The organism is Caballeronia novacaledonica (assembly GCF_900258035.1).
Classification (GTDB): domain Bacteria; phylum Pseudomonadota; class Gammaproteobacteria; order Burkholderiales; family Burkholderiaceae; genus Caballeronia; species Caballeronia novacaledonica.
The window spans coordinates 509,826-531,799 of sequence record NZ_OGTP01000001.1 but is presented as its reverse complement, the minus strand read 5'-3'; the positions used below and the strand labels follow the sequence as shown (position 1 = coordinate 531,799).

The 21,974-nt window shown below is 65.4% G+C and carries 18 protein-coding genes; 8 read left to right on the top strand and 10 right to left on the bottom strand.

Translation table 11 applies throughout. The features are described from left to right. Nucleotides 1-52: 52 nt before the first annotated feature. Nucleotides 53-1,234 carry a 4-hydroxybenzoate 3-monooxygenase gene (locus NOV72_RS02420; RefSeq protein WP_106852957.1) on the top strand — a complete coding sequence of 394 codons (1,182 nt, stop codon included), beginning with the start codon at nt 53-55 and terminating at the stop codon, nt 1,232-1,234. Between the two features lie 48 nt (nt 1,235-1,282). On the opposite strand, the gene NOV72_RS02415 is transcribed toward NOV72_RS02420, so the two are convergent. Continuing rightward, nucleotides 1,283-3,535 (bottom strand): amylo-alpha-1,6-glucosidase, encoded by a 2,253-nt coding sequence (locus NOV72_RS02415; protein ID WP_106852956.1) that lies wholly within the window; start codon nt 3,533-3,535, stop codon nt 1,283-1,285. Between the two features lie 177 nt (nt 3,536-3,712). On the opposite strand from NOV72_RS02415, the gene NOV72_RS02410 reads away from it, so the two are divergent. Together NOV72_RS02410 and NOV72_RS02405 are read left to right on the top strand one after the other, a co-directional pair. Next, complete coding sequence (locus NOV72_RS02410) at nt 3,713-4,507, top strand: sulfite exporter TauE/SafE family protein (protein WP_106852955.1); 795 nt, start codon at nt 3,713-3,715, stop codon at nt 4,505-4,507. Nucleotides 4,508-4,762: 255 nt separating this feature from the next. Further along, nucleotides 4,763-6,460 carry an acid phosphatase gene (locus NOV72_RS02405; RefSeq protein ID WP_106852954.1) on the top strand — a complete coding sequence of 566 codons (1,698 nt, stop codon included), beginning with the start codon at nt 4,763-4,765 and terminating at the stop codon, nt 6,458-6,460. Nucleotides 6,461-6,463: 3 nt separating this feature from the next. Here the strand turns inward: NOV72_RS02405 and NOV72_RS02400 are convergent, their stop codons facing one another. Beyond that, the gene (locus NOV72_RS02400; RefSeq protein WP_106852953.1) at nt 6,464-6,856 is read right to left on the bottom strand and encodes a RidA family protein; all 393 of its coding nucleotides are present in this window, start codon (nt 6,854-6,856) and stop codon (nt 6,464-6,466) included. 129 nt (nt 6,857-6,985) lie between these two features. Here NOV72_RS02400 and NOV72_RS02395 point away from each other — a divergent pair, with 129 nt between their 5' ends. Further along, nucleotides 6,986-7,882, top strand: coding sequence for an NAD-dependent epimerase/dehydratase family protein (locus tag NOV72_RS02395; protein ID WP_106852952.1), 897 nt, complete (start codon nt 6,986-6,988; stop codon nt 7,880-7,882). A 57-nt stretch (nt 7,883-7,939) separates the two neighbouring features. On the opposite strand, the gene NOV72_RS02390 is transcribed toward NOV72_RS02395, so the two are convergent. The 3 genes from NOV72_RS02390 to NOV72_RS02380 form a co-directional block, all read right to left on the bottom strand. Beyond that, entirely contained in the window at nt 7,940-9,049 is a 1,110-nt protein-coding gene (locus tag NOV72_RS02390; RefSeq protein ID WP_106852951.1) for a malate/lactate/ureidoglycolate dehydrogenase, read from the bottom strand. A gap of 179 nt (nt 9,050-9,228) precedes the next feature. After that, a complete protein-coding gene (locus NOV72_RS02385; RefSeq protein WP_106852950.1) occupies nt 9,229-10,698 on the bottom strand; it encodes a M20 family metallopeptidase in 1,470 nt (489 codons plus the stop codon). Nucleotides 10,699-10,794: 96 nt separating this feature from the next. Continuing rightward, nucleotides 10,795-13,233 carry a penicillin acylase family protein gene (locus NOV72_RS02380; RefSeq protein WP_106852949.1) on the bottom strand — a complete coding sequence of 813 codons (2,439 nt, stop codon included), beginning with the start codon at nt 13,231-13,233 and terminating at the stop codon, nt 10,795-10,797. A gap of 100 nt (nt 13,234-13,333) precedes the next feature. Between NOV72_RS02380 and NOV72_RS02375 the strand changes: the two genes are divergently transcribed. Both NOV72_RS02375 and NOV72_RS02370 read left to right on the top strand, forming a co-directional pair. Further along, entirely contained in the window at nt 13,334-13,525 is a 192-nt protein-coding gene (locus tag NOV72_RS02375; RefSeq protein ID WP_106853249.1) for an oxidoreductase-like domain-containing protein, read from the top strand. 93 nt (nt 13,526-13,618) lie between these two features. Beyond that, nucleotides 13,619-14,128: a DUF1993 domain-containing protein gene (locus NOV72_RS02370; protein WP_106853248.1), complete on the top strand. Its 510-nt coding sequence runs from the start codon at nt 13,619-13,621 to the stop codon at nt 14,126-14,128. A 72-nt stretch (nt 14,129-14,200) separates the two neighbouring features. On the opposite strand, the gene NOV72_RS02365 is transcribed toward NOV72_RS02370, so the two are convergent. Continuing rightward, on the bottom strand, nt 14,201-15,493 hold the full coding sequence (locus NOV72_RS02365) for a virulence factor family protein (protein WP_106852948.1): 1,293 nt from the start codon (nt 15,491-15,493) through the stop codon (nt 14,201-14,203). Then, nucleotides 15,490-18,084, bottom strand: coding sequence for a bifunctional lysylphosphatidylglycerol flippase/synthetase MprF (gene mprF, locus NOV72_RS02360; RefSeq protein WP_106852947.1), 2,595 nt, complete (start codon nt 18,082-18,084; stop codon nt 15,490-15,492). The genes NOV72_RS02365 and mprF overlap by 4 nt, the downstream gene beginning before the upstream one ends. Nucleotides 18,085-18,487: 403 nt before the next feature. Between mprF and NOV72_RS02355 the strand changes: the two genes are divergently transcribed. Then, entirely contained in the window at nt 18,488-18,844 is a 357-nt protein-coding gene (locus tag NOV72_RS02355) for a hypothetical protein (protein WP_106852946.1), read from the top strand. A 15-nt stretch (nt 18,845-18,859) separates the two neighbouring features. Here the strand turns inward: NOV72_RS02355 and NOV72_RS02350 are convergent, their stop codons facing one another. After that, a complete protein-coding gene (locus NOV72_RS02350; RefSeq protein WP_106852945.1) occupies nt 18,860-19,381 on the bottom strand; it encodes a hypothetical protein in 522 nt (173 codons plus the stop codon). Between the two features lie 162 nt (nt 19,382-19,543). Further along, entirely contained in the window at nt 19,544-20,239 is a 696-nt protein-coding gene (locus tag NOV72_RS02345; RefSeq protein ID WP_106852944.1) for a response regulator, read from the bottom strand. A gap of 196 nt (nt 20,240-20,435) precedes the next feature. Here NOV72_RS02345 and NOV72_RS02340 point away from each other — a divergent pair, with 196 nt between their 5' ends. Beyond that, complete coding sequence (locus NOV72_RS02340; RefSeq protein WP_106853247.1) at nt 20,436-20,888, top strand: response regulator; 453 nt, start codon at nt 20,436-20,438, stop codon at nt 20,886-20,888. 120 nt (nt 20,889-21,008) lie between these two features. Here NOV72_RS02340 and NOV72_RS02335 read toward each other — a convergent pair whose 3' ends face one another. Next, complete coding sequence (locus NOV72_RS02335) at nt 21,009-21,944, bottom strand: aldose epimerase family protein (RefSeq protein ID WP_106852943.1); 936 nt, start codon at nt 21,942-21,944, stop codon at nt 21,009-21,011. Nucleotides 21,945-21,974 lie beyond the last annotated feature (30 nt).

The following is a 21,974-nucleotide window of genomic DNA, read 5'->3' as shown; positions in this document are numbered from 1 at the left end:
CCGCTCTGCCGACACTGTACGCACAACATCACCACTGCCTCACGGAGACATCATGCGTACTCAAGTCGGTATCGTCGGCGCGGGCCCCGCCGGACTTCTTCTTTCTCATCTGCTGCATTTGCGCGGTATCGAATCCGTCGTGCTCGAAGCGCGCAGCCAGAACGACATCGAATCGACGATTCGCGCAGGCGTGCTCGAACAAGGCACGATGGACACGCTCAATCATGCCGGTCTCGGCGCGCGCATGCAGGCCGAAGGCGCGCTGCATCACGGTTTCGAACTCGCGTTCGAAGGTCAGCGCCGCCGCATCGCGCTGACGGAGCTGACCGGGCATTCGATCACGGTCTACGCGCAGCACGAGGTCATCAAGGACCTCGTCGCGGCGCGCCTCGCGGCGAACGGCGCGTTGAAGTTCAACGTCTCGAACGTGTCGCTGCACGATTTCCAGGAAGGCAGCGATCGCAAGCCGCGCATCAAGTATCAGCACGAAGGCCGCGACGAAGAACTCGAATGCGACTTCATCATCGGCTGCGACGGCTCGCAGGGTGTCGCGCGCCAGTCGATTCCCGAGGCGGTTCGGCAGGACTATCAGCGCATCTATCCGTTCGGCTGGTTCGGCATTCTGGTCGAAGCGCCGCCCTCTTCCGACGAGCTCATCTACGCGCGGCACGACCGCGGCTTCGCGCTCATCAGCACGCGCTCGCCGGGCGTGCAGCGCATGTACTTCCAGTGCGATCCGAAGGACACGGTCGACGCCTGGTCCGACGACCGCATCTGGGCCGAACTGCATGCACGCGTGGATAGCGCCGACGGCTGGCAGATCACCGAAGGCAAGATCTTCCAGAAGAATATCGTCGGCATGCGCAGCTTCGTGTCCACGCCGATGCAGTCGGGCAAGCTCTTCCTCGCGGGCGACGCGGCTCACATCGTGCCGCCGACCGGTGCGAAGGGCCTGAATCTCGCGGTCTCGGACGTGCGCGTGCTGAACGCCGCTCTCGCCGACTTCTACCAGGAAGGCGGCACGGAAAAGCTTGCGCGCTACACGGAGACGGCGCTCAAGCGCGTCTGGCGCGCCGAGCATTTCTCGTGGTGGATGACGCGCATGCTGCACAAGCTCGACGACACCTCGCCCTTCGAGCAGCGGCTCCAAGTGGCGGAACTGGAACACGTGACGACGTCCCGCGCGGCCGCCACCGCGCTCGCCGAGAACTACGTCGGCAGCGTGGCGGTTTAAACGCGCATCGCACGCACAGCGCCGCCATGGCGCTGTGCGCTCCCCGCATCAAAGCACCGCGACCACTCGCACATCCCCTTCCACCGACGGAATCACCTGCCCGCCGACGCGGCGGAACGTGATCGTCGCGGTCTTGTCGCCGAGACGCAGATCGCCGATTTCCAGCCAGTCGATACCTTCGGGCAATGCAGGCCGGTCGATGCGCACTTCATCGTTGACGGCATCGACGGTCACGCCCAGACACGCTTCCAGAACCATGAAAGGCGCGCCCGCCGCCCACGCCTGAGGCAAACAGGCGACGGGATAAGCGATCGGCCGTTCGCCGCGCTGACGCGTGAATCCGCAGAACAGCTCCGGCAGACGCATGTCGAACGTGACGGCCGCTTCGAACAACGATTGCAACAAGCCCACCGTCGCGCTGCGGTCGCCGTAACGCGCGAGACCGCGTGCGCACAACGCCGTGTCGTGCGGCCATACGGACCCGTTGTGATACGACATCGGATTGAAGCGCGGCTGCCCCGCCGCCAGCGTGCGCACGCCCCAGCCCGTGTGAAAGAGTGTCGATTCGAGCTGACGCGCGACGGCCTCGCCGCGCTTGCGATCGACGAGTTCGAACGCGAGCAGATGCCCCGCATTCGACGACAGCACGCGGCACAGTTCGCCTTTGCCGTCGAGCGCGATGCCGTAGAAGTCCATCTCCGGCATCCAGTACATTTCCTCGACGCGTTCGCGAATGTGATTCGCGCGGCGTTCGTAGTCGGATGCACTCTCGTCTTCGCCGCGCTCGCGGGCGAGCCGCGCCATCGTGGAGAAAGCCGTCGACGCATAGCCTTGCACTTCCACGAGCGAGATCGGGCCGACCGGAAATTTCCCGTCCGCGTGGAACACGGAATCCTGGCTGTCCTTCCAGCCTTGATTGGCAAGGCCGTGCTCCGACGCCCGCTGATAGTCGAGCAGGCCGTGCGGATTCTTTTCGCAATGGCGCGCGACCCATTGCGCCGCGAGTTGCAGCGCCGGCCAGATTTCGTCGATGAGCGCGGTGTCGCCGGTGCGCTCGGCATAAGCGCCCGCGAGCACGATGAAGAGCGGCGTGCTGTCCACGCCACCGTAGTACAGCGCGAACGGCACCTCGCCGGTCGCGGCCATCTCGCTCTTGCGCGTCTCGTGCATGATCTTGCCGATTTCGGCGTCGCGGAACGCCGAGTCTTCGCGCGCCTGATGCGCGGCGAGGAAACGCAGCACGCCGCGCGCAAGTGTCGGGTGCAGCCACAGCATTTGCAGCGACGTGATGATCGCGTCGCGGCCGAATGCCGTCGAAAACCACGGAATGCCGGCGTAGGGATACGGGCCGGTTTCGAGATCGGTGGTGAGCAGGCCGAGATCGGCGAGCGAACGGTCGATCCATTCGCTGAAAAGCGGATTGCTCGAACGCACGCGCGCGCTCGCGCGGCGCCGGTCGCGCATGCGGCGATGCGCTTCGACGAGCGCCTCGCGAATCGCGGGGCGGCCCGACTCGGGCGCGCATTCGGCGGCTTCGGCGGCGTTGCGCTTGCTTTCCTCGCTCGCGTCCGAGAGCGCATGCGTCACCGCCGTCACCGACAAATACACGGAAATCGCCGTCTCCGACTGAATGTGCAACGCGTAGTCCGCGCGCGTGGGCGACAGCACGTCCGGCGCGGGCGTGAACTGGATGCGCGCCGTGCGCTCGACTTCGTCCAGGCCGATATAGCGCAGCACGACTTCGCCGTTCTCGATTGCCGGCGGCCGCAAGGCGCCGCGCTTGCCGCGTTTCGCGCCGCGCACCTCGAACATGTCGAGAAAGTCCGCCTTGAAGGAAATCGAAAGCGGCACGGTGGACGGCTCCGTGCCGTAGTTCGTCAGCACGATGCTTTCGTGCAGCACGTGTCCCGACAGCACCCGCTTGCGCTCGACGTGGATCACGCCTTCCGGCGTACGCGCCCCGCCGATAGGCGGCAGCGGGCGGTTGGTCAGATGCGCCGTAAAAACGGCGTTGTCGCTCGATACGCTGCCGGAAAGCAGCGACGGCGCCCGCCCGCCGAACGTCAGCACGAGTTCCGAGAGCACGCGCGTGTCGTTGACGAACAGACCGTCGTCGCCGCCCCGGATGTCGCCGTTCGCATCGTAGACGGCGAATGTATTCCCCGACTTCAGCACGAACTGGCGTTCGCTCGCCATGTTGGCGTGCTCGGTCGGAATGAACGCTTCGTCCGCGAGCCTGGGCCGCGACTCCTGCGCTTGTTGCTGCTGTTGCTGCTCTTGCGACTGTTCCTGTGTTTTCATTGCACCTTCCTGAAAGTAATCTGAAGGGTTTTCTGAACCGTTTCCGGAACGCGCCCGACGCTCCCGGCATGTCGCAGTCGCCCGGTCGAGCGTTGGCTCATGCAGCAAGTGAGCCGCTTACCCGCTATCATCGACGGTTTTTCGACCCAACCACGGCTGACGGGTTCTCCGCGCGCAATGTCATTTCCGCATATCGACTTACTTTATTCTGCCTCAGGGCTCGCGGTGGGCTTCCTCGTCGGCCTGACGGGCGTGGGCGGCGGCTCTCTGATGACGCCGCTGCTCGTGCTGCTGTTCGGCATACACCCGGCGACCGCCGTCGGCACCGACCTGCTGTACGCGGCCGCGACCAAAACCGCCGGCACGCTCGTGCACGGCCTCAAAGGTTCGGTCGACTGGCGCATCACCGGCCGTCTCGCCGCAGGCAGCGTGCCGGCGGCGGCCATCACACTGTACTTCCTGCACTCGCACGGGATTGAATCGCCCGGCACCGCGCGGCTCATCCAGTTGATACTCGGCACGGCGCTCCTCATCACCGCCATTTCGCTCATCTTCCGGCCGCAACTCGCGCGCCTCGCATACAAGAAGGGACAGGGTCGAACCGAGCAACCGGTGCGCACCGCCGCCTGGACCGTTCTGACCGGCGCGATTCTCGGCGTGCTGGTTTCGATCACGTCCGTGGGCGCGGGCGCGATCGGCGTGACGGTGTTGCTTCTGCTGTATCCGCGTCTCGCGACGGTGCGCATCGTCGGCTCCGACGTGGCCCACGCGGTGCCGCTCACGCTGATTGCCGGCGCCGGCCACTGGATGCTCGGCTCCGTCGACTGGGGCTTGCTCGTCTCGCTCCTCGTGGGCTCGATTCCGGGCATTGCCATCGGCAGCACGCTGTCCTCCCGGGCGCCGGAAGCGCTGCTGCGCCACGTGCTCGCCGCGACGCTCGTTCTCGTCGGAGTAAAGCTCTTGTTCAGTTGATGTTAGTCACGCTCGTTCACGCTTTCCAGTCGGCCGAAAGACATAGGCCGATTCGCGCGACATTCCATTGTTTCTCCTATGTCGTTTGGCCGGGTTTCGCACAGCATTGCAATGCGGCATTATTCCCGCTCAGTCGAGCCGCGAGTCGCATAGCGGCCAGACCGGGCGCCGGGTAATGGGCGCGTCATCTTTCGGCGTCGATAATGCAGGCGCGCGTCATCGGACGTGTGTCGCATCTACACGAGGAGTCAGGCGATGAGTGAGAAGGACCATCCGCAGCACGAGCTTCCCTCCAGCATCGACACGCCAGCCGGCGACGCGCCGGCGGACCCCGCGCGGCGGCGGCTGCTTGCGGCTGGGGTAGGTCTCGCAGGGCTGTCGCTCGGCGGGTGCAATCTGTTCGAAAACAAGCCGTCTCCTCCGAAAACCGCAGCCGACATCGCACTCGACCGCACGCTCGCGGCGAAGGTTCAGCACATCGTCGTGATCTACGCGGAGAATCGCAGTTTCACGAATCTCTACGGCAACTATCCGGGCGTGCAATATCCGCTCTCGGCCGTGCCCGCATCGCATTACACACAGCTCGATCGCGACGGTCTTACGCCCATGCCCACCCTGCCGAAAATCTGGGGCGGGCTCGTGCCGCAGGCGCAGGAAGTCGGCGGCAAGCGCTTTGCCATCTCGGAGAAGCAAATCAGCGATCTGCGCAACGCGCCCTTCCAGATCGTGGACGCGAGCGGCGCGCCGCTTCCCAATTCCGTCATCACGCGGGATCTCGTGCACCGGTTCTATCAAAACCAGATGCAGATCAACGCTGGCCGGAATAATCAGTTCGCGGCGTGGGGCGATTCGGGCGGACTCGTGATGGGCCATTACCAGAACTCGCCCGAGACGCTCAAGTTGTGGGGGCTCGCGCAGCAATACACGCTCTGCGACAACTTTTTCATGTCGGCGTTCGGCGGCTCGTGGCTGAACCATATTTTCCTGATCTCCGCGCAGGCGCCCTTTTATCCGGACGTGAAAGGCAGCCCGGCAGCGAAGCTGCTTGCGGTCGTCGAAGGCGACGATCCCACGGGCTCGCGGCTCAAACTCGCGCCCGATTCACCGAAGTCCGCACTCGAAGGCCCGCCGAAGTTCGTGCGCGACGGCGCCCTCACCGCCGATGGCTACGCGGTCAACACCATGTTTCCGCCTTATCAGCCGAGCAACGTGCCGCCTCCGCAAGGTGGCGATCCGCAATACGCGGACCGGTCGAACACGCTGGTGTTGCCGCCGCAGACGTACGCGACCATCGGTGACCGCTTGTCGGACAAGAATATCGACTGGGCGTGGTACAGCGGCGCCTGGCAATACGCGCTGGAGCATCGCGACACCGGCGCGGTGCCGGATTTCCAGTACCACCATCAACCGTTCAATTACTTCGCGAACTTCGCACCGGGCACAGCAGCGCGCGCCCAGCATTTGCGCGATGCAGGTCTGGGCGACGACCCAACGACGAACAAGCTGCTCGCCGACATCGACGCGGGCCGCCTGCCCGCCGTCGCGTTCTACAAGCCGCAAGGCAATCTGAACATGCACGCGGGTTATGCGGATGTCGCTTCGGGCGACAGGCATATCTCGAACGTGATCGAGCACATCCGGCGCGGGCCGCAGTGGGAAAACACGGTGGTGATCGTCACCGTCGACGAAAACGGCGGCTGGTGGGACCACGTCTCGCCGCCGAAGGGCGATCGCTGGGGGCCGGGCTCGCGCATTCCGGCCCTCGTGATCTCGCCGTTCGCGAAGCAGGGTTACGTCGATCACACCGTCTACGACACCAACTCGATCCTGCGCTTCATCTCGCGCGTGCACGACCTGACGCCGCTCGACGGCGTGGCCGCGCGTGATCGCGCGTTCGCCGCGAACGGCCAGGCGCCGCTCGGCGATCTGACGAAATCGCTGGACCTCGCGTAACGGCTAGCCGCGCTCGATCCACGCCCGCGCGGAGATTTCCAGCAAATAGCCGTAATGCAGCGCGCCGACAGGCACGACGGCGCGCGCCGGCTTCCACGCGCCGAAGTGGCGCGCGTAGATCTCGTTGAACGCCTTCCAGTGTTCGACGCCGACGAGATACACGGTCACTTCGATGCAATCGGCGAGACTCGCGCCCGCCGCTTCGAGCACGGTGCGCAGATTGGACAGCGTCTGTTCGGCCTGCGCCTCGAACGGCAGGTCGCCGGTATGCGTGCCGTCCGTACGAACCGGCAACTGGCCGGACACGCAGACGAGATTGCCGGCGCGCGTCGCGTGGCTGTAGTGTCCCGCCGGAATCGGCAGGCCGGGAGCGTTGATGGTTTCGATCGGTGGCATCGTCGGTTCGGGTCGAGTGAAGCGCAGTTGGTGGAGTCGAGTTTCATTCGAGACTATCACCGTTCTTGCGAAACTCGGCGCGGCTCATTCTGTGCTCGTCGTAGCTTGAACATTCAACGGAGCACGAACATGAACATCTTCATCACGGGCGCGGGCGGTTTCATCGGCGGGTCGATCGCGGCGGGACTCGCGCGTGACGGCCATCGCGTGCGCGGGCTCATCCGACGCGCGGAACAGGCCGACGATCTGAAGCGCCTGAACATCGAACCGGTGATCGGCAGTCTGGAGGACACGGACCTGCTGGCCGCCGAAGCACGTGCCGCCGACGCGGTCATCAACGCCGCGAGCAGCGATCACCGCGAGGCGGTCGAGGCGCTGATCGGCGCGCTCGAAGACACGAACAAGCCGTTCCTGCACACGAGCGGATCGAGCATCGTCGGCGATGCGTCAGGCGGCGAGGCATCGGACGACATTTTTACCGAGGACGACCTGCCCGAGCCGACGCCCGACAAGGCGCCGCGCGTCGCGATCGACAGACTCGTGCTCGATGCCGCCAATCGTGGCGTGCGCTCGGCCGTGCTTTGCAACACGCTGATCTACGGTCACGGCGCCGTGCCGAACGCAGCGAGCGTACAGTTGCCGCGTCTGGAGCGTCAGGCGAAGAAGAGCGGCATCGTGCGTCACGTGGGACGCGGGTTGAACATCTGGTCGAACGTGCATATCGACGATGTCGTCGAGATCTATCGGCTCGCGCTCGAAAAATCGCCGGCGGGCACGTTTTACTTCGTCGAAAGCGGCGAAGCGCAGTTTCGCGACATGACCACCGCGATGGCGCGCGCGCTCGAATTGCGCGGCCCGGAAGACTGGCCGCTCGAAGACGCGATCAAGGAATGGGGCTATGAAATGGCGTCGTACGGACTCGGCTCGAACAGCCGGGTGCGGAGCAAGCGCACGCGCGAGATGCTCGGCTGGCAGCCGAAACGCACATCCGTCATCGAATGGATCGAGAAGGAAATGGCCGTGTGATCGCGGACAGCGCGGCGAACTGGCTTGACCAATTTGCCGCGCAGACGGCCTCGGGCTTTACTTCAGCGCAGCCGCAAACTTCTCGATTTCCGCTTCCGGCATGCCCGAAGTCGCCGCCGAATCGCGAATCTGCTTCCACGTCGTCGGATCGATTGCGATGCCGTTCGCCGTGCGGTCCGCGCGACGCGCTTCTTCCGGCTCACCCGGCGCATGGATCGCGCCGACGCCTTCCGCGCGCGGCGAAGCCTTCATCCATTCGAGGAACGCTTCGGCCTCGGCTTGCGCGGCGGGCGCATCGAAGGCGTTCGGATCGACGATCACCGAGGTCATGCAGTTGATGATCGCGCTCGATTTCTCCAGCGTGTCCTCGTGCGTCGTATAGCCGCCCGAGAGCGCCCCGCCGAAAATCTCGCACAGCGCGGCGAGCCCCGAACCCTTGTGCAGCCCGAACGCCGTGAGCGAGCCGAACGGCTCCTCGTGCATGACCTTCGGCTCGATGGTCGGCCGGCCTTCGTGATCGAGCAGCATGCCCGGCGCAACCTTCACGCCCTTGTTGTACGCGACCCGCGTCTTGCCGTACGCGATGCCGGCCGTCGCGAAGTCGAGCACGAGCGGGCTCTTGCCGTCGCGCGGATAGGCCGCGCAGAACGGATTCGTGCCGAAACGCCGGTCGATGCCGCCGAACGGCGCGACGAGCGGATCGCCCGCGACGTTCACGAAATGGAACGACACGAGTCCCGCCTTCGCGCACTGCTCCGCCCAGTGGCCGATGCGCCCGATGTGATGCGCATTGCGCAGGCCCACTGCGCAAACGCCGAGCTTTTTCGCGCGTTCGATGCCGTGCTCCATCGCTTCATACGCGACGACTTGCCCGAAACCCTTGCGGCCGTCGATGGTCAGCACCGCGCCCGCATCGCGCACGATTTCGGCGTGCGTGTTGAGCTTCAACTGCCCCTCGCCGAGCGACGCGACGTAGCGCGGGATCATCCCGACGCCGTGCGAATCGTGACCCGACAGATTCGCCATCACGAGATGATCCGCAACCAGTTCCGCCTCGCGCGGCGCGCTGCCGGCTGATTCCCAGATCGCGCGGACATAGGCGTGCAGCGTGTCGGCGGCGATGCGCTGTTCGGTGGCGGAAGGGCTGGACGTGGGGGATGCATTCATTGCGACACTCGTCTCCGTAGTTGATGGCTCGCGCGTCCGATTTTTCCGGCACGCGCGGGCTTATCACTTTACAGACGATCAACTGGCCTTACCAGTTCGTTTTACAAAATCGCTGAAAACGGACGCAAAAAAGCCCGGACGAACCGGGCCTTTCGCAAGACCGAAACGCCGAGCGTCGATCAAGGCGCCGCCGCAATCACCTCCGCGACCGACGCCGTCAGCTTCTTCGCATACGGAACGTGCAGGAACTCGTTCGGGCCGTGCGCGTTCGATTTCGGGCCGAGCACGCCGCACACCATGAACTGCGAGCGCGGGAATCCTTCCTTGAGCGTGTTCATCAGCGGAATCGTGCCGCCCTGCCCGATGTACGCGACATCCGCGCCGAAATGGCGTTTCGACGCTTCGTTCAGCGACGAACGCAGCCACGGCGCGAGGTCCGGCGCATTCCAGCCCGTCGCGGCGCCCGCTTCCGGCTTGAACGTCACCTTGGCGTTGTAAGGCGGATCCCTTTCGAGCAGGCGCTGCAACTGCACGACCGCAGAAGCGGCGTCGACGAGCGGCGGCAAACGAAGCGACAGCTTGAACGCGGTGCGCGGCGCGAGCACATTGCCCGCGTCGGCAAGCGGCGGCAATCCCGACGCGCCCGTCACCGTGAGCGACGGACGCCACGTGGAATTGAGGAGCGCTTCGCGTGGATCGGTCGTCGTCGGCAGGACGCTGCCGCCGTCCGCGCCGCAACTCCACGGCAGCTTCTTCCAGACATCGTCACCGAGGATACGCGCGGTCATTTCGGCTTCGCGGCGGCGCAGCATCGGAATCGGGCAATGAAAGCCCTCTGGCAGCAGATTGCCGTTGCTGGCGTCTTCGAGACGCTCGAACAGTTGTCGCATGATGCGAAACGTCGATGGCGCGATGCCGCCGTAGCCGCCCGAGTGGATGCCCTCGTCCAGCACCTGCACTTCGAGATCGCCGGCGACGAGACCGCGCAGCGACGTCGTGAGCCAGAGCTGATCGTAATTGCCCGCGCCGGAATCGAGACAGATCACGAGACCGACGTCGCCAAGCCGGACGCGCAACGCGTCGATGTAAGGCAGAAGGTCGTAGCTGCCCGATTCCTCGCACGTCTCGATGATGCCCACGCAGCGCGGCCGCTCGACGCCCTGCGCATCCAGCGCCGCGAGCGCGGTAATGCTGGCGTAGGTGGCGTAGCCGTCGTCGGCGCCGCCGCGTCCGTAGAGCTTGTCGTCTTCGAGCTTCGGCGTCCACGGGCCGAGGTCGCTGCGCCAGCCTTCGAACTCCGGCTGCTTGTCCAGATGGCCGTACAGCACGACCGTTTCGGTGCTGCCGCCGCGCGTGGCGGGCGTTTCGAAGAAAATGACCGGCGTGCGTCCGGGCAGGCGCACGATTTCGACCGTGAGACCCTTGACCGGCTGTGTTTTGATCCAGTCGACCGCATCCGTGACCACGCGCTCGATGAAGCCGTGGCGCGCCCAGTCGCTGTCGAACATCGGGCTCTTGGCGGGCACGGCGATGTAGTCGGTCAGCGCGGGCACGATCTCGTCGTTCCATTTGCGATCCACGAACTCGCGCAGCGCGGCGGAATCGAGCCGTACTGCTTCGTCGTGTTGCGTGCTGTCGCCGATAGTCATGACCCTGTTCCCATTCGAGGCAAACTTCCATCATAGACGGGATTTGCGCCCGGCTTAAGCGACTGCGGGCCGTCCATGCGCCTTTTGCGTGATTTTTTAGCGCGCTGGCGCGTTCGCTGCGCCATCGCGCGTGCTCGACACGACGACGCGCGTCACCGCCGGATCGGAATCGATCGACTGTTCGGTAAACGGAAAGCGCGACCAGCGTTTCGCGGCGAACGCGCGCGTCGCGTCGCCCGAATGCGGCGAGGCCGGATCGTCGGATTCGGAATGCGAAAGCATGGTGTCGGCCTCCACGCCGTTCTCGCCGAAGGTGACGACCTGCACGTAGCTGTCGCCCTGGCCGCTTATGTCCATCGGATAACCCTTCGTGTCGAGCGGACGCCGCGCGCAGACGACCGCGAAGTAGCCCGCTTCGTCGCAGCCGCCGTAGAGCGGCACGCGCGTGCCGTTGCGGGTCGTGTAGAGAATTTCGCCGCGCCGCGAATCGAGCGCGAAACCGTTCAGATTCAGCGCGAGCGCCGCGCCGCCGAGCGCCTGGCGCAAGTCCTGAACCACCGCGGGATTGCCGGTGTTGAAGCCTGCCGGCGTCGCGAGCGGCTTGTCAGGATCGAAGCCCGACTCGAACAGACGCTCCGGCGCGAGACGCGTCGCGCGCTGCCAGAACTCGTCCCACAGATTCGCGCCGCGCGCATCGATATCCGCCGTGCCGTTCCAGTTGCGCAGGACTTCGCAGGCCTCGTGCAGCGGGCCGGCCGCTTCGTCGACGGTGCAAACCGCGTCGAGCAGCGGCTTGCGGTAGAGCCGCTCGGACATCGAGTGCGTCTCCAGCACCGCCGATTCGAGCGCCTCGCGCGTGACGCCGCCGCGCTCGCGCTGCAGGCGCGCGGCGAGCAGATGGCCGTATCGCGTGCGCAACGATTGTTCGACGCGCGTCGCGCCCGCGATGCGCGGATAGCCCGACATCGGCGCATTCGCGTTCGTGAGCCAGAAGCTGTCGTTGAAATTTCCGACGTAGTCGCCGCGCAAGGTGTTCGGCAGTTGCTCCAGCGGCAGCGCGCCCGGCTGCACGCTCGCCGCATCGACGCGCCACGCGCACGCGCTCTTCGAGCCGTCGAGGAACGGCACGCCCGGCACGCGGCCCGCGAACGCGCGACCGGCCGGCGTCGTGCATGCCTCCGCGAGCGCGTCGGGCACGTTCGGGATCGGGCCGATGTCGGCGAACCAGACGCGCGCATCGCCGCGCCCGATCGCGAAGGTGTTCGTCCACGGCATGGCGGCGTAGCGTTTCTGGATCGCCATGAAATCGGCGAGCGAGCGCGCCTGATCCCACGCGAAAAAATTCTGGAACGCGCGGGCGTTGTCGATGTTCACGTCGGCGAGCGCATACGCGCGCTGCGCGCTCCAGCCGAGTCCCTGCGCCATCGGCGACAGATCGACGACCGGACCGAAGCGCGTCCTGTATAGCGTGCGCGACACGGTTTCGTCGGTGCCATCGGTGCGCCGCGCGCGCACCGTGAGCGGCACGGGCGTCATCGCTTCGCTCTGGCCATCGACGAGATAGCGCGTCGGATCGGCGGGATCGAGCGTCAACTGGAAGATGCCGAAGCGCCGCGCGCTCGACACCGTATGCGTCCACGCGATGTTCTCGTTGAAGCCGAGCACGATCAGCGGCACGCCGAGAAACGACACGCCCGCGACGTTCACCTGACCGGGAATCGTCAGTTGCGCCTGATAGAAACGGTCGGGGCCACGCCAGAACCAGTGCGGATTGCCGAACAGAATGCTGCGTTTGTCGCGTGTGATCGGCGCGCCGAACGCGAGCGCGTTGCTGCCGATGCCCGCACTCTCGCCGATGGGAAAGCGCAACGATTCGAGCGTGGTTTCCGATGCCGCCGCAGCCGTCTTCGGCGGATGCGCAATCGCGATGGGCGTCAGGAAGCGCACCGAGCCGCCCGCGAGATTGGCCGCGATCAGGCGCCGGTAGATGTCGTCGGCGCTGATCTTGCCGACCCACGGCTTGCCGCGGCACGCCGCGTGCGCGTTCGGAAAGTTGCCGGCGTTGAGATCGGCGAGATAGCGGTCGTAGCCGTTCGCGAAGCCGTCGATCAGACTGCGCAGTTCGGCCGGCTGCGCCTGACGGTAACGCTCGACGGCCGCCTGATCGCCGACGAGACGAAAGAAGAAATCCGCGTCGATATTGCGCGGCTGGCCGAAGGTCGCGGTGGAAGTCGGACGGGCGTCCGGGCCGAACCACGCCGAGCGCTCGCCGCGATACGTGACGAAGCCGTCCGCGAGCGTGCACAGGTTGTCCTGCGCCTGCGCATAGCCGAAACCGAAGCCGAGGCTGCCCCAGTCGGTTGCCCGAATATGCGGAATGCCGTCCTGCGTGCGGCGGATTTCGGCGCTCCAGGCGGTCTGCGCGCCCGGATTCGTGTCGCCGGGGCCGCCCGACGTTTCCTGCGGCGCGACGCAGCCGGTCAGGAAGGCGCTCAGAAGCGCGCCGGAGATCGCAAGGCTGACGATCTGTTTCATCGCGTGAGTTCCTCGGTCCGATCGACGCGCGCAGTATCGCATTGTGCGTCACGCGATTCGTCGCCAAAGTCTAGCCGGTCGCGTGCGCCCGGCGAAGCCGATGCACAATGACGCGATGAACGAGCCGCCCACTCACACCGATGATCCGCGCCCGACGCCGCCCGAGCGTCCGTTGCCGGAAGACTGCTGCCAAAGCGGCTGCCATCCGTGCGTCTTCGATTTGTATCAGCAGGAGTTGGAGCGCCATGAGGCGGCGCTGCGCGCGTGGGAAGCGCGGCATGCGGCGCGGTGAATGGTCCCGGCCGATTCGAGCAGGCAAATGGGCGCGGCGCTATGCTTGTGTCCCCTGCCGCTGTCGAAACCATCACTCAAGGAGCGCAATCCCATGTCTCTCACGATGTATCGCGCATCGATTCCCGTCTTCATTCGCGGGCTCGAAGTGTGCGCGGATCTGCTGAACAAAGGCGCCGCCTTCGCCGACGAAAAAGGCCTCGCCCACGCCGACGTGATCAACGCGCGCCTCGCGCCCGACATGCTGCCGCTCGCCGCTCAGATCCAGCGCGCGAGCGATACGGCGAAGCTCTCGGCGGCGCGTCTTGCCGGCGTCGAAGCGCCGCGCTTCGAAGACGACGAAGACAGTTTTCCGACGCTGCAGGCGCGCATCGAGAAGACGATCGCGTTTTTGAAGAGCATCGACAAGGCATCGTTCGCCGGCTGCGAAACGCGCACCGTGACACTGAAGTTTCCGGATTTCTCGCCGTCGTTTTCGGGCGACGATTATCTGTTCGGCTTCGGCCTGCCGAACTTCTATTTCCACGTCGTCACGACGCACGACATCCTGCGCCATCTCGGCGCGCCGATCGGCAAGCGGGATTTTCTCGGCCCGCTGAAGTGATGTTCAGCAATTGCGGCTTTCGATGAAGCCGCGCGAGCCGCTCGATCGAGCGGCTCGACAAACGCTTGGCGCTTACGAACGCGCCGCGATCTGTTTGCGCCAGCCGGCGAGAATCCGTCGCGCGAGCGCATCGTAGTCGCCGCCGAAGTGATGATCGCCCGGCAGCTTAACTACTTCGATGCCGGTCTTCGTCAGTTGCGGACACAGCGTGTCCTCTTCTTTCTCGCCGTAAATGCATTGCACCATCGACGGCGGCAGCTTGTTGAATTCCGGCCGCACCTTGAGCGCCTGTTCGCTCGCGCGCATGCCGAGCCAGCCGGTCACGCGAATCTGAAAATCCGCATCGGGCGCGAATCCCATCAGCGAGATATACGACACCTGCTCGCGCACCGCGTCCGGCAGACGGTTGTACGCGAACGGCATCACGTCCGCGCCGAACGAATAGCCGAGGAGCGCGACATGGCTCGTATGCCAGCGCGCGTTGTAGGTGCGGATCACGCGTGCGAGGTCGTTGGCCGTTTGCTGCGGCGTCTTCTCGCTCCAGAAGTACCGCAGCGAGTCGATGCCGATCACCGACACGCCATCGCGTTGCAGCGCGAGCGCCATCGTCTTGTCGAGATCGCGCCAGCCGCCGTCGCCGGAAATGACGATCGCGAGCAGATCGGTCGGTTGCGCGGCGCGCAGTTCGATCAGCGGGAGATCCGAGACGTCGTTGTCGGACGCGGGTTCGGCTTTCTTCAGATGTGGCGCCGTCATCGCGACGAGCGCGGCGGCCTTCGAGCGGCCCGCTTCGAGCAGCGCCGTGTACTCGAAGAAGCCCGGCAAACCCTTCGCGTGGATGATGGTCGAATCCGGCGCGCACGGATTGAAACGCGCGTCGAGCATCGGGTCGGCCGCAAGCGAGACCGCGCCCGCGACGGTATTGTCGGGCGCCTGCTTCAGCGCGCTTTCCGCGACCGTCGCGCCCTGGCCCGTGCCGATGAGAATCGGCGAAAAATAATGATTCGACTGTACGGTGCGTTCGAGCTGATGGCTCATGTTCTCCGCATCGCCGACGAGGTTATGGCAGGACGTCTCGCTCTTGTCGGCCGCGAGCCGCGCGGCGTAACGGGGCGTATCGACGCCGATCACCATCGCGCCCTTGGCGGCGAGCGCATCGGCCGCTTCCTGATCGGACGATGTCCAGCCGCTCTTCGCGGAGAACAGCACGACGAAGCCGGTCATGTCGCCGGTGGGTTTCGTGAGCGTCACCTGGCCGTACCGTCCGCCGGGAATCGATTCGGCGGCATGCGCCGCATTGAACGAGGACATGCCACAGACGGCGGCCGCCACGAGCGCCGCCGCTTTCTTGCAAAGGAATTTCATGAACGCCAGCCGCCCGCGAGGAGCGAAAGATCCGCCAAAGTGAAAAATACGCCGACCGAGCCGGACGCCGCCAGATAACGCGGCTCCCAGCGCGGCTGGAACTTGCTTTTGAATCCGCGCAATCCGCGGAAGTTGTAGAAACGGCCGCCGAAACGCCAGACGAGCCCCGCGAGCCGATGCCAGTGCGATGCCAGCGGCGTCGGCTCCATGCCCGACAGCGGCGCGATGCCCAGCGACAGCGACTTGAACCCCGCCTCCTTCAGATGCAGCGCGAGCTTGGTGAAGAGGTATTCCATCGCGTAAGACGACGCGGCCGACACATGGCGCATCACGCCGACGGTCGCTTCGGTGTTCATGTCGGTCGTCATGAAGGTGACGAACGCGACCGGCTCGCCCTGCTGACGCACGAGCAGCACCGACTGCGCCGCGAGATATTCCTCGTTGAACGCCGCGACCGAGAAGCTCTTTTCACGCGCGGAACGGCTTTCGAGCCAGTCGTCGGAGATCGCGCGCAGCATCGGCATGCTTTCGGCGATCTGATCCGGCCCGATGACTTGCGTATCGAAGCCGTCGCGCTCGCCGCGTTTCAGCGCATAGCGCAAATGCGATCGGTGCGAGCCCTTCAGGTCGAAGTCGGAGAGCGCGACGTGCGCTTCCTCGCCGAGCTTCATCAGCGTGAGACCGGCGTCGAGATAGAGCGGCAGCGCGTCGGCGCGCACCTGATAAAACGCCGCCCGGCCGTTGTGCGCGTGCGCCAGCTCGACGAACTTGCGAATCAGTTCCGCCCATTCGCGGCGCGGACCGACCGGATCGTGCAGCGCGGCCCACGTGCGGCCGTGTTTCGCGTACATCAGGAAAGCTTCGCGCGACTCGGAGAAGAGGAAGCTCTTGTCGCCCATCATCGCGAGGCCCGCGTCGCTGCGTTCCTGCGCGCGGAAGATGCGCGCGGCGTCGGCGAGATCTTGAGGCGCGGGCTTCACGAAACGGCCCGCCGCCGGACGCAGCAGTTGCCACACGCCGAACGCGAATGCGAACACCGCCGCCGCGAGCGTCGCGCGCAGCGCACGCGGGGCGCGCTCGTCGAAGGCGAACTGCCACCAGAGATCGCCGCTGTAGGGCACGTCGCGGAAGGCGAAGAACATGATCCATACGGCGAGCGCCATCACGACGCCGACCGAAATCAGCCATGTCGCGGTGAAACGCTCCGCGAAAAGCGACGAACGGCGGTTGAAGCGCTCGCGCGTCAGGACGAGCAGCACGACGAGGAATGCGAGCACGCCGGCTTCGACGAACGCGAGACCTTTCGCGAGCGACAGCGCCAGGTTCGTCACCGCCAGCGCCAGCGCGAGCCACCAGGCGGCGTCGAGGCGGCGCATCAGGCCGCGGGCGACGAACAGCAGCAGCACGCCGAGCACCGAGCCGAGCAGTTGCGAGCTTTCCAGCACCCACAGCGGAACGATGGTTTGCAGCAGCGCGATGCGCATCTTGAAAGCGGGCGTCGCGCCGGAGATGACGAGCATCGAGCCCGCCGCGAACGTGACGATCGACAGGAACAACGGCGCGAGCTGCGACACGTGACGCGGGCTCAGGCGACCGAAGCGACCCTTGAGCGCGCGGCCTTCGAACGCGGCCATCACGCCGGCGGAAAGGATCAGCGGAAGGCCGAAATAGATCGCGCGATACGCGAGCAGCGCGGCGAGCACGTCCGGCGTCTGGGCGCTGTTGCCGAGCGCGAACACCATCGCGGCCTCGAACACGCCGACGCCGCCCGGCGTATGACCGATCATGCCGAGCAGCATCGCCGCCGAGAAAACGGTCATGAATTCGCCGAAGCCGACTTGCGGGTTCGGCAGCAGCGCCCACAGCGCAAGCCCGGCGCCGAATACATCGACGACGGCAAGCGCGGTTTGCGCGACGAAATCACGGCGCGCCGGCACGGTGAACGAAAGCCACGTCCAGCGCGAACGCAGGGTGCGCGGCGCGTCGCCGCACACGACGACCATCGCCGCGAACACGGCGAGCAGCGCCGCGCCGATCACGCGCAGCACGGCCGGCGGCACATGCATCATGGCGGAGAGCGTGCCCGCGCCGAGCAGCATGCCGGCGGCGGCCATGAATGCGAGCGACAACGCGAGCGTGACGCTCGTGAAAATCGTCAGGCGCCCGACCTGCGCCGGCGTGACCTCGGCCGCGCCGTACACGCGGCAGCGCACGGCGCCGCCCGTCAGCGCACCGAAGCCCGTCACATTGCCGAGCGCCGAGCCGACGGTCGCGCCGACCCACAATAAGGAACGCGGCATCGCGACGCCGATGTGACGCAGCCCGACCGCGTCACGCCCGACGAGCGCGGCGAAGCTGAGCGCGGTCGCGAATAGCGCGGCCGTCCAGGCTTGCGGCGTCATCATGCGCAGCGAGTGTATGACCGACTTGTAATCGACCGAGCGCGAAAGATGCTGGAAGACCACCAGCAGCAGCACGCAGATGACGACCGTGAGCACGGGCGCAGCGAACCGCTGGAGATTGACGCCGCCGGACGAACGTCCGATCGGGGAAATGGCGCGAAGCCGGGCAAGCAACTTTGTGCGAGACATGCGTTCTATCAAACTGGCTCCCGCTGCGCACCAACCGCAAGCGATCGATGGCAACGGTACAACACGGTTATCGGGACCCGCGCACCACACGCGGTCGGAGAGCGCCACTTCGGCTCTCCCGCCGCCCGCGCTCGCGCCATACAAAAGGCTTCAGGGCATGAAACGCCTATATAACGGCGGTGGTTGACCCGACTTGACTAATATTGGGAAAACTACGGATCGAAAGCTTCGCAAACAGATCTGGCGCGGTTTTCCGGATGGCTCGACCGGCACGAATGACCGATCGCGCGCGCTTTACGGTTTGTCAGGAGAGCGGTTAGGATCGACGGCCACGCAGCCTGCCGGCGTCGAACGGGCGCGGAACGGTAGCTTAAGCGGATACTACAAAAAAGGCATCGGAATCATGAGAAAAAACATCGCAATCTTGTTTGCCGCCGTGAGCGCATCCGCGTTGAGCGCGTGCGTTTCCACCGACGACGCCCTGCTCAAGACCGTGCCCTTCGGCTCCGGCACGTCGCAGTCCAAGCCGTACGACTTCATCCGGTGCGTGAAGGAAAAATGGACGCCGATCGCGCCGCGCGTACGCGAATACTCGCCGAGTTCCGACACGCTGGCCGTTTCGGTGCCGGGCGGCGGCATGACGAGTCAGTCGGTGGTGCTGGTGATCGCGCAGGCGTCGGCGAACGGCACTGGCTACACCATTTATGGCGATGTCGCCGCCGCCGGCCGCTACGTCACGGCGACGCACACCTGCGATTGAGCCCCGCTTTCGGGATCAGGACGGCTTGCCGTTGCGCATATCGACGCCGGCGAGATGCGTCCCGACGACGCGCCCGATCAGATAACCGTCCGATGCGCACGCGTTGACGCGTTCCTTGCCGTCCCACTGAATCTTGTACTGATCGTCGAGGGAATGAACCGTCGATGCGTCGAACTTGCGCCGGGCTTTGCCGCCATTGCGCACGTCTTCGCCGACGAGGCGGTTCCAGGTCAGCGCGTAGCCGTAGCGCACGCCGTCGGCGAACGCGCTGTCGTCGCAGACTTGCGACGGAGGCGTCGTTTTGAGCATCAGATGGTAGCCGTTCGCGGAGCCGACCATGATGCGCTGCTCGCCCGGCGGCGCCGGCGGTGCGGGCGGCCGGGCCGCCGCCTGAGCCGCTTGCGCGGCCGAGGCCGCCGAAGCCGCCGCGGCTGCGTCGGTGTCGTTCTGCTGCGGAAGCGGCGCGCATGCGCCGAGAAGGAGCGCCGCCGTCGCCGCGATCGCCGTGCCGGCACCTTGCATTTTTATGAACGTCATCCTGCGAATCACCTGCGCTGACCCCATCTCAAATTTAGTCCGGGCTCTACCTTACCATCCTCGTGTGTATTCCTCGGATCGATGAGAAAAAGGCGGCGCAGATGCGACAACGCGGGCGCCTGTTGGGGCCGCCCGCGTCGAAAAGAAGGATGACTGCAGCGCTCAGGACGCCGACGACGTATTGCTCATCGGCATTTCGATCCCGCGCCGCGCCATCTCGACGATCAGAAAAGTTCGCCGCGTGACGTGAAAACGCGCGAGCAGATCGCTCGAATATTCCTTGGCGGTGTTCTCGCTGATGTTCATCTTGCGCGCGATCGCCTTGTTCGACAGTCCCTGCAGCAGATAGCGCAGCGTCTCGGTCAGGCGCGGCGGCAGATCCAGCGATTCGACCGTCACGCCCGCATGCGGCGAAACCGGCTTCGGGCTGTGGCCGCCCTTGCCGAGCACCGTGTTCGGCAAATAGACGCGCCCGTTGAGAATGGTTTTGAGCGCTTCGCGGAAGACGCCCGCGCCCTGCTCGCTGCCCTTCGAGATGAACCCGCACGCGCCATTCTTGATGCATTCGAGCACGGTGTCGCGGTCGTCCTGCGCGGACAGCATGATCGTCTGGATTTCGCGCTCTTCCTCGCGAATCCAGTTGAGCAGGTCCATGCCGGTGGCCTGGCCGCGCAAGTGGTAGTCGAGGAACATCAGATCGTAGGTATTGGCGGAAAGCTTGACTTTCGCCTGCTCGAATCCGTCGGCTTCGTCGATTTCGAGCAAAGGCTCGTTCGCCAGAATGAGGCTTTTCATGGCGCTCCGGGTGAGCCCTTCGTCCTCTACCAGCAACACAGTTTTGAAATAGCCATTTTCCATTGCGACGCTCCGAGAACGGTTTCGATATTACGCGCGCCCTGTCCGACTTCCACCCTCCTTTCGCAGGGATACATTCGGCAGTCCCCCAAAATCTCCCGCATTCCCCTCCCGTGCCGGGTTTGGCGATCGATACGTTCAGTCGAAACTGGTCGCAGTCGAATCGCTCACGTCACGCAATACGAGAATGGAGGATGAGATGTCAAGCCGTCTGGCCGACAACGAACGCGAATTCGCGTTGTGGCGTATCAAGCGGGCCCGCAACGGGGACGCCTCGCGCCGAGTGCTGATCGCCCACAAGGACAAGTCGATCGGCGATTCCCTCGCCGTGCAACTTCGGCTCAAAGGCTTGCAGGTCATCCATTCGCAGGATCTGAAATCCGTGCGCGCGCTCGTGCATAGCTGGCAACCGCAGGCGTTGCTTCTCGACACGAGCCTCGACAACGATTCCGGCTACGTCTTTCTGCGCACGCTGCGCATGGACGCCGAAGTCACCGGGCGGCTCCTCGTCGCGATGAGCAACGTCTGGCCGGCCGATCCGGTTCAGACGCTCAAGGAAGCCGGTTTCGACGCCCACTGCCGCCGGCCTTGCGCGACCTGGCGCATCGTCGATCTGGTCGAGTCCTTCTTTTCCATGCCGCTCACGCGCTGATACGCAAATCTGGAGGTGCCGCCATGAGCAGGGACGCTTGCCTCGTCGTCGGGAGCCGGTTGCCGGCGAATGCGTCGCGCTTTTCCGCGATGCGCGAGCGCGCCTGCGTCGAGGCGCGCGTCAGGCGGCGTCGCCGTCGCGTGGGACCGGGTTCGCGCCGGCTGCCATCACGAGCGACGCCCGTATTTCACTACCTGGCTCGATGATCGCGATGCCGGTTCCGGCCAGCCCTCGCGCCGCGAGGTTGAAGCCGTCGCTCACATGCGAAACCGGCTCGACGCACAGATAGCCCGCGCCCGCCGGACAATGCACGACGACGTGATTCAGTGTGTCGTCGGCGCGCAGTCCTAGCGTGCGGCCGTCCGCGTAATGCAGCGTGGCGCGGCCGTCCCAGCCGCTCAGATAACGCGTGTAGCCCTCCGATTCCCGCACATGCCGACGCGCGGGCGATTCGATCGTCGGCTCGATCGCGATTTCGGCTTCGTGACGCCAGTGCGTCGTCGCATGAAGTTCGGCCTCCTGCGCGCCGAAGTAAGGGTGAAAGCCGAGGCCGACCGGCATCGGGCTCAACGACCGGTTCGCGATTCGCATCGAAAGACGCGCGCCCTCGGCATTCGCTTCGATCAGTTGCACGGCCTCGAACGCCCACGGCCAGCCGTGCTCGCCTTCGCCGTGCACGTAGCGCAGCACGGCGCAATCCGCCTCCTGAAGCTCGACGCTCCACGCCGCGAACTGGCCGAAGCCATGCAGCGCGTGCGCCATGCCCGGAAACGTCGCGAGTTCGACGACGGCACCATCGGGCGCGGCAAAGCGCGCATCGCGCACGCGATTGGAAAACGGCACGAGCGGATAGCTGCCGCCTTTGGGCCATGCGTCGCACGGCCAACTGGCGGCCGTCACGGGCACGAGCCAGTCCTGCAATCCGCGCGCGCCTCGCGTGGCGAAACGCGTGATGCGTCCGCCCGCCGCCGGCGCGATCTCGACGACATGCGGCCCGCTCGATATGCTCAGGCGCGGCTCCGCGCTCAGCGATACGACTTCACGAAATTTCGTCACGACACGACTTCAGTATGAAAAGAACCCGCG

What these genes read in the sequence shown, in the direction of transcription:
- NOV72_RS02420 (WP_106852957.1), top strand. Translation starts at nt 53, where the DNA reads ATGCGTACTCAAGTCGGTATCGTCGGCGCGGGCCCCGCCGGACTTCTT.
- NOV72_RS02415 (WP_106852956.1), bottom strand. Translation starts at nt 3,535, where the DNA reads ATGAAAACACAGGAACAGTCGCAAGAGCAGCAACAGCAGCAACAAGCG.
- NOV72_RS02410 (WP_106852955.1), top strand. Translation starts at nt 3,713, where the DNA reads ATGTCATTTCCGCATATCGACTTACTTTATTCTGCCTCAGGGCTCGCG.
- NOV72_RS02405 (WP_106852954.1), top strand. Translation starts at nt 4,763, where the DNA reads ATGAGTGAGAAGGACCATCCGCAGCACGAGCTTCCCTCCAGCATCGAC.
- NOV72_RS02400 (WP_106852953.1), bottom strand. Translation starts at nt 6,856, where the DNA reads ATGCCACCGATCGAAACCATCAACGCTCCCGGCCTGCCGATTCCGGCG.
- NOV72_RS02395 (WP_106852952.1), top strand. Translation starts at nt 6,986, where the DNA reads ATGAACATCTTCATCACGGGCGCGGGCGGTTTCATCGGCGGGTCGATC.
- NOV72_RS02390 (WP_106852951.1), bottom strand. Translation starts at nt 9,049, where the DNA reads ATGAATGCATCCCCCACGTCCAGCCCTTCCGCCACCGAACAGCGCATC.
- NOV72_RS02385 (WP_106852950.1), bottom strand. Translation starts at nt 10,698, where the DNA reads ATGACTATCGGCGACAGCACGCAACACGACGAAGCAGTACGGCTCGAT.
- NOV72_RS02380 (WP_106852949.1), bottom strand. Translation starts at nt 13,233, where the DNA reads ATGAAACAGATCGTCAGCCTTGCGATCTCCGGCGCGCTTCTGAGCGCC.
- NOV72_RS02375 (WP_106853249.1), top strand. Translation starts at nt 13,334, where the DNA reads ATGCACAATGACGCGATGAACGAGCCGCCCACTCACACCGATGATCCG.
- NOV72_RS02370 (WP_106853248.1), top strand. Translation starts at nt 13,619, where the DNA reads ATGTCTCTCACGATGTATCGCGCATCGATTCCCGTCTTCATTCGCGGG.
- NOV72_RS02365 (WP_106852948.1), bottom strand. Translation starts at nt 15,493, where the DNA reads ATGAAATTCCTTTGCAAGAAAGCGGCGGCGCTCGTGGCGGCCGCCGTC.
- mprF (WP_106852947.1), bottom strand. Translation starts at nt 18,084, where the DNA reads ATGTCTCGCACAAAGTTGCTTGCCCGGCTTCGCGCCATTTCCCCGATC.
- NOV72_RS02355 (WP_106852946.1), top strand. Translation starts at nt 18,488, where the DNA reads ATGAGAAAAAACATCGCAATCTTGTTTGCCGCCGTGAGCGCATCCGCG.
- NOV72_RS02350 (WP_106852945.1), bottom strand. Translation starts at nt 19,381, where the DNA reads ATGACGTTCATAAAAATGCAAGGTGCCGGCACGGCGATCGCGGCGACG.
- NOV72_RS02345 (WP_106852944.1), bottom strand. Translation starts at nt 20,239, where the DNA reads ATGGAAAATGGCTATTTCAAAACTGTGTTGCTGGTAGAGGACGAAGGG.
- NOV72_RS02340 (WP_106853247.1), top strand. Translation starts at nt 20,436, where the DNA reads ATGTCAAGCCGTCTGGCCGACAACGAACGCGAATTCGCGTTGTGGCGT.